This is a genomic window from Pseudomonas sp. CNPSo 3701, from assembly GCF_028674975.1.
In the GTDB taxonomy this organism is placed as follows: Bacteria; Pseudomonadota; Gammaproteobacteria; order Pseudomonadales; family Pseudomonadaceae; genus Aquipseudomonas; species Aquipseudomonas straminea.
Window position 1 is genome coordinate 23,651 of the sequence record NZ_JAQZSI010000011.1, and the last position, 6,677, is coordinate 30,327.

At 65.1% G+C, this 6,677-nt stretch carries 3 protein-coding genes; 2 read left to right on the plus strand and 1 reads right to left on the minus strand.

Features of this window, described 5'->3' with window-relative positions:
• Positions 1–125 precede the first annotated feature (125 nt).
• A complete protein-coding gene (smc, locus tag PVA39_RS23025) occupies positions 126–3,614 on the minus strand; it encodes a chromosome segregation protein SMC (protein WP_274126052.1) in 3,489 nt (1,162 codons plus the stop codon).
• Positions 3,615–3,865: 251 nt separating this feature from the next.
• Here smc and PVA39_RS23030 point away from each other — a divergent pair, with 251 nt between their 5' ends.
• Both PVA39_RS23030 and guaD read left to right on the plus strand, forming a co-directional pair.
• Complete coding sequence (locus tag PVA39_RS23030; protein ID WP_274126053.1) at positions 3,866–5,095, plus strand: MFS transporter; 1,230 nt, start codon at positions 3,866–3,868, stop codon at positions 5,093–5,095.
• A gap of 160 nt (positions 5,096–5,255) precedes the next feature.
• Positions 5,256–6,563, plus strand: coding sequence for a guanine deaminase (gene guaD, locus PVA39_RS23035; RefSeq protein WP_274126054.1), 1,308 nt, complete (start codon positions 5,256–5,258; stop codon positions 6,561–6,563).
• The last annotated feature ends 114 nt before the right edge of the window (positions 6,564–6,677 follow it).

Below are 6,677 nucleotides of genomic sequence, written 5' to 3' on the forward strand. Positions count from 1 at the left end.
TTTTCCCACGTGCAACAAAAGTGGGCGTTAAGCTAGCACGACGAAAGGCAACTTTACACCGGCAAAACGCTGTAAAACCGCCACTGCGGCCGGTTTTTACGCGACAAAAACCCTGTTCGGCCCTCTCAGCTGTCCACCATCGCCAAAGCCTCTTCGACATCCACCGCCACCAGGCGCGAACAACCGGGTTCGTGCATCGTCACGCCCATCAACTGGTCGGCCATTTCCATGGCGATCTTGTTGTGGGTGATGTAGATGAACTGCACGGTTTCCGACATCTCCTTGACCAGCCGCGCGTAACGCCCGACGTTGGCATCGTCCAACGGAGCGTCCACTTCGTCGAGCATGCAGAACGGTGCCGGATTGAGCTGGAAGATCGAAAAAACCAGCGCCAGCGCCGTCAATGCCTTCTCGCCGCCGGACAGCAAATGGATGGTGCTGTTCTTCTTGCCCGGTGGACGCGCCATGATGGTCACCCCGGTATCGAGTAGATCTTCGCCGGTGAGTTCCAAATATGCACTGCCACCGCCGAAAACTTTCGGGAAAAGCGCCTGCAGGCCGGCGTTGATCTGGTCGAAGGTTTCCTTGAAACGATTGCGGGTTTCCCGGTCGATCTTGCGGATGACGTTTTCCAGGGTATCCAGTGCTTCGACCAGGTCGGCATTCTGGGCATCCAGGTAGCGCTTGCGCTCGGATTGCTGCTGGTACTCCTCGATGGCCGCCAGGTTGATCGCGCCGAGCCGCTGGATGCGCCCGGCCATCTGTTCCAGGGCCTGCTCCCAGGCCGCCTCGCTGGCGTCCTCAGGCAAGGTGGCGAGCACGCCGTACAGATCAAAGCCCTCTTCCAGCAACTGGTCTTGCAAGGCCTTGCGGCGCACGTTAAGCGACTGCCATTCCAGGCGCTGCTGCTCCAGCTGGCCACGCAGCATTTGCGATTGCTGTTCGGCCTGGGTGCGGCGCTTCTCGGCATCACGCAGTTCGCGATCGGCATCTTCCAGGGCGAGGCGCGCCAGGCGCAGCTCCTCTTCGACGCCCATGCGCCGCTCCAGCAGCTCCTCGAGTTTCAGGCGCAACTCTTCCAGCGGTGCAGCACCCTCTTCCAGGTTCAGGTCGAGCTGCTCGCGCTTTTCCGTGAGGCGCTCGGATTGCAGCTCGAGGCGTTCCAGGGCCTGACGAGTGGAATCGTGCTGAGCACGCAGCGAACCCAGGCGTACAGCCAACTGGTGGGCGTGATCCTTGTGCTGACGGGCCTCCTGGCGGACACGATCAAGCCGCTCGCGCAAGGCATCGCGGCTGGCCAGCAGGCTTTCGCGCTGCTCGGTATCCAGGGCCATGCTGTCGAGGGCGTCCTGCAGGTACAGGCGTGCCTCACCCAACTGTTCGGTTTCCATGGCCCGCTGCTCGGCCAGCTCCTGCTGCTCGGCCTCGATGCGCCGACGCCGCAGCAACAACTGCTCGGCCTTGGCCTGACCGGCTGACAGCCGCGCCTTCAGCTCGCCCAGGCGGCGCGCCTGATCCTGCAACTGGCGGCGCTGCTGCTCGCGCAATTCTTCTTCCTGGCGCTGGCGCTCGCGCAGGGCCTGCAGGCTTTCCTCCAGCAGCGCCAGCGCGGCCTCGCGCTCGTCCCGCTCCAGACCCAGCGTCTCCAGCTCCTGAGCCCGGGCCAGGACTCCGCTCTGCGCCTCGCTGGCACGCCGCACACGCAGGAAGTGCCGGCCAACCCAATAGCCATCGCGGCTGACAAGGCTTTCGCCGGATGCCAGCGTGGCGCGTTCTGCCAGGGCCTGATCGAGGTTTTCGACAGGGCGCACGCGGCCCAGCCAGGGCGCCAGGTCCACGGGTGACTCGACCTTGTCCAGCAGGCTGCCGGGGATGCGCTGGCTATCGCCGGCCGCCGACACCAGGCGTAATTCGCCCTGCTTGAGGGCGGCGAAATCCAGCCCGCCGAAATCATCCTGCAGCACGGCCTGCAGGTCGGCACCGAGGACGGTTTCCACCGCCAGCTCCCAGCCAGCTTCCACCCGCAGGCCTTCGGCCAGGCGCGGGCGCTGCTCGAGGCCGTTGTCGCGCAACCATTGCGCCGTGCCCTTGCCAGGATCCAGCGCGGCCTGCTGCAGGGCTTCCAGTGACGCAAGGCGACCATTGAGGCGTTGCAGCTCGCCCTGGGCCTGCTGCTGGGCCTGGCCGGTTTGCTGCAGTTCGTCACGCAATTGCTGCAGGCGCTCGGCCTGCTCGGCTTCCTGTTCCTGCAATTGCTCCAGGTCCAGCTCGCCGACCGCGATCTCCTCGCCCAGCTCGATGATCGCCGCATCTTCCGGGTCGGCGGCCAACTGCTGCAGCTCATCGCCCAGGCGCCGTTGGCGTTCACTGAGGCGCTCCAGGCTCTGCTCCAGTTGCTGGATGCGTGACTGCTGCACTTCGGCCTGACGACGCGGCTCGGCGCTGCGCTGATTGAATGCGTCCCATTGTTCCTGCCAGCCGTGCATGCCGGTCTCGGCTTCCTCCAGCGCAGCGGCGGATTCCTCGGCAGCCGCCGCGGTGATTTCCTGCTCCGGGTCGAGCATGGCCAGTTCTTCGCCCAGGGTGGCCAGCAGGGTGCGGTCATGGCCCAGATGCGATTCGGTTTCCAGGCGCGCGCGCTCGGCTTCACGCAGGTCATCCTGCAGCTGGCGCAGGCGCTGCTGGCCGTGCTGGATGCTCTGTTCGACCCGGGCGATATCGCCGCCCACCGAATAGAAGCGCCCCTGCACCAGGTTGAAACGCTCGGACAGCTCATGGTGGCCGTCACGCAGCCGTTCGATGCTGGCGTCGGCGTTGCGCTGCTCGGCCACCAGCGCCTCGAAGGAAACTTCCTGATTGCCGATCACCGCCTCGCGCTGGCCGACCTGCTCGTTCAGCGTCTGCCAGCGCAGCGCGGTCAGCTGCGCCTTGAGCTGACGCTCCTCGGCCTTGTATTCCTGATACTTCTCGGCCGCCTGGGCCTGACGGTGCAGGCGCTCGAGCTGGCGCTCCAGCTCTTCACGCAGGTCGGTCAGGCGCGCCAGGTTTTCCTGGGTGCGGCGGATGCGGCTCTCGGTCTCGCGGCGGCGTTCCTTGTACTTGGAAATGCCCGCCGCCTCTTCGATGAAGTTGCGCAGCTCCTCGGGTTTGGCCTCGATCAGCTTGCTGATCATGCCCTGCTCGATGATCGAGTAACTGCGCGGGCCCAGACCGGTGCCAAGGAAGATGTCGGTGATGTCGCGACGACGGCATTTCACGCCGTTGAGGAAATAGGTGTTCTGGCTGTCGCGGGTCACCCGGCGGCGAATGGAGATTTCCGCAAAGGCTGCGTACTCGCCGGTCAGGGTGTTGTCGCTGTTGTCGAAGATCAGCTCGATGCTGGCCTGGGTCACCGGTTTGCGGGTGTTGGAGCCGTTGAAGATGACGTCGGTCATCGACTCGCCACGCAGGTTCTTCGCCGAGCTTTCGCCCATAACCCAGCGCACGGCGTCGATGATGTTGGACTTGCCGCAGCCGTTAGGCCCGACCACCGCCGCCATGTTGCTGGGGAAGTTCACCGTGGTGGGATCGACGAAGGACTTGAAGCCCGCCAGCTTGATGGATTTCAGGCGCACGGGCAGGCACTCGCCGAGACGGCAACCGGATTGGCAGGGAGGTCAGCGGCGCACAGCGTCATATAGGTCCTTGAGGCGCGATGCTTGGAGAGCGTGAGGCCTGGCCAATGGCCAGAAGGGGCGGGAGTTTAGCACAGCCAAGGCTCCAGCAAGCCCCGCGCATATGTACAGGGAACGCCGCCGCTTCGCTGGCATCCAATCGCCAGGCCAGCGCAATTGCCTGGCGCGTTTTCTTGCCGCCCGAGGTTCCCATGCAGACGTACCCATGCGCAGCGAAGCTGGATCGCCTGAATTTCTTTCTGGCTGATGTACGCGACGGGCTCGGGCCTTATCTCGCCATCTATCTGCTCTCGGTGCACAAGTGGCAGCCCGGCGATATCGGCCTGGTCATGGCCCTCGGTGGGCTGGCCGGCCTGGCGGCGCAGATTCCGGCTGGCGCGCTGGTCGACTGGGTGCGCGACAAGCGCCTGCTGGTCGCAGCCGCCTCCATTCTGGTCACCCTCGCCTGCTTGGTCACCCTGTGGCAGGCGCAATTCGCCTGGGTAGCGGTCAGCCAGATCGCCGCCGGCATGGCGTCTTCGGTGTTCGCCCCAGCGCTGGCTGGCATCACCCTGGGCATCGTCGGGCCAAAGGCGTTTACCCGCCGTATTGCCCGCAACGAATCCTTCAACCACGCCGGTAACGCCACCGCCGCGCTGCTTGCGGGTTTGTTCGCCTACCTGTGGGGACCTGTGGCGGTGTTCTACCTGATGACCGTCATGGCGATATTGAGCCTGCTGTCGGTGCTGAGCATTCCGGCGCGCGCCGTCGATGCCGACCTGGCCCGTGGCCGCGACGTCGGCGCGGCCATGACGCCGCTGCGCGAGCTGCTCACCCAGCCGCCGCTGGTACTGTTGGCACTATGCTGCGCGTTGTTTCACCTGGCCAACGCCGCCATGTTGCCGCTGGTGGGGCAGAAGCTCGCGCTGGCCAATCCGGAGCTGGCGACCACACTGATCTCGGCCTGTATCGTCGCCGCCCAGCTGGTAATGATTCCGGCGGCCATGCTGGTCGGCGCCCGCGCCGATCGCTGGGGGCGCAAGCCGCTGCTGCTGGCCGGTTTTCTGATCCTGCCGATTCGCGGCGTACTCTATACGCTGAGCGACGATCCGGTTTGGCTGGTATCCGTGCAATTGCTCGACGGCATCGGCGCCGGCCTGTTCGGCGCACTGATTCCGCTGATGGTGCGCGACCTGACACACGGCAGCGGCCATTTCAACGTCAGCCTGGCCAGCGTGAGCCTCGTGTTCGGCATCGGCGCAGCGCTGAGCAACGGCCTGGCCGGTTATGTCGCCGAGGCTAATGGCTACGATAGCGCCTTTCTGGTGCTGGCAGCGGTGGCGGGCTGCGCGGTCCTTCTGCTGTTGGGCATGCCGGAAACCCTGAAGGGCGATGCGACAACGGCCGAGCCCGACGACGCGGCGCCTCGCCCCACCACCTGACCATCAGGTCAACATTCGTCGCAGGCGTAGTTGTCGACGCCACGCTTGTCGCGCAGAATCCCGGCTCACAGCGGCGAGCGCCCATTATCAGGGCGCTCGCCCAGTGGGCATCGCCATCCGCGAAGCCCACCCTGCTCCATCGGAATTGAATCGAGGCCCCATGTCCAACGTCCCCCACGCCTACCGCGGCGCCATCCTGCACAGCCTGGCCGACCCGGCCGAAGTCGGTATCGAGGCGTCCTACGCCTATTTCGAGGACGGCATTCTGCTGGTCGAAGACGGCAAGGTGCGCGACGTGGGCCCGGCTAGCGAGCTGCTGCCGCGCCTGGCCGGCGTCGCCCTGACCCACTACGACAACGCGCTGATCACCCCGGGCTTCATCGACACCCATATCCATTTCCCGCAGACCGGCATGATCGGCGCCTACGGCGAGCAATTGCTGGACTGGCTGAATACCTACACCTTTCCGACCGAGATGCGTTTCGCCGACCAGGCCCACGCCCGCGAAGTGGCCGAGGTGTTCGTCAAGGAGCTGTTGCGCAACGGCACCACCACGGCATTGGTGTTCGGCAGCGTGCACAAACAGTCGGTGGACGCCTTCTTCGAGGTGGCCAGCGCACTGGACCTGCGCATGATCGCCGGCAAGGTGCTGATGGACCGTAACGCCCCCGAGGCGCTGACCGATACGGTGGAATCCGGCTACGCCGACAGCCGTGAACTGATCGAACGCTGGCACGGCAAGGGCCGCCTGCACTATGCGGTGACGCCGCGTTTCGCGCCGACCAGCACGCCGGAGCAACTGGCCATGGCCGGGCGTCTGCTGGGCGAATACCCGGACCTGTACCTGCACACGCACCTGTCGGAAAACCGCCAGGAGATCGAGTGGGTCAAGGAGCTGTTCCCGGACAACAGCGGCTACCTGGACGTCTACGACAAGCACCAGCTCACCGGCCCGCGCTCGGTGTTCGCCCACGCCGTGCACCTGTGCGACGCCGAATGCCAGCGCCTGGCCGAGACCGGGTCGGCGGTGGCCTTCTGCCCGACCTCCAACCTGTTTCTCGGCAGCGGCCTGTTCGACCTCAAGCGCATGGAGCAGCACAAGGTACGCGTAGGCCTGGGCACCGACATCGGCGCCGGCACCAGCTTCTCGCAACTGCGCTCGCTCAGTGAGGCCTACAAGATCATGCAGCTGCAGGGCCAGAAGCTCGATCCGTTCAAGTCGCTGTACCTGGCGACCCTGGGCAGCGCCCGGGCGCTGTATCTGGACGAGCGCATCGGCAACTTCGAGGCGGGCAAGGACGCGGACTTCGTGGTACTCGACTACCAGGCCACGCCGCTGATCGACTATCGCCTCAAGCAGAGCAGCAACCTGGCCGAGCGGCTGTTCGCGCTGATTACTCTGGGAGATGATCGGGTGATCCGGGAGACCTTTGCAGCGGGGAACAGCGTGCATCGTCGAGATGGCTGAACGCCGCTCCAGCCTTATATCTAGGTCTGCCTAAGGCGGATTACATGGGATTTGAGGGTGTGAGAACAGATTATGGGAGCGGGCCATGCCCGCGACAGCTTCGCGGGCATGGCC

Excerpts from the sequence above, each read along its gene's own strand:
- PVA39_RS23030 (WP_274126053.1), top strand. The coding sequence starts at position 3,866 with ATGCAGACGTACCCATGCGCAGCGAAGCTGGATCGCCTGAATTTCTTT.
- guaD (WP_274126054.1), top strand. The coding sequence starts at position 5,256 with ATGTCCAACGTCCCCCACGCCTACCGCGGCGCCATCCTGCACAGCCTG.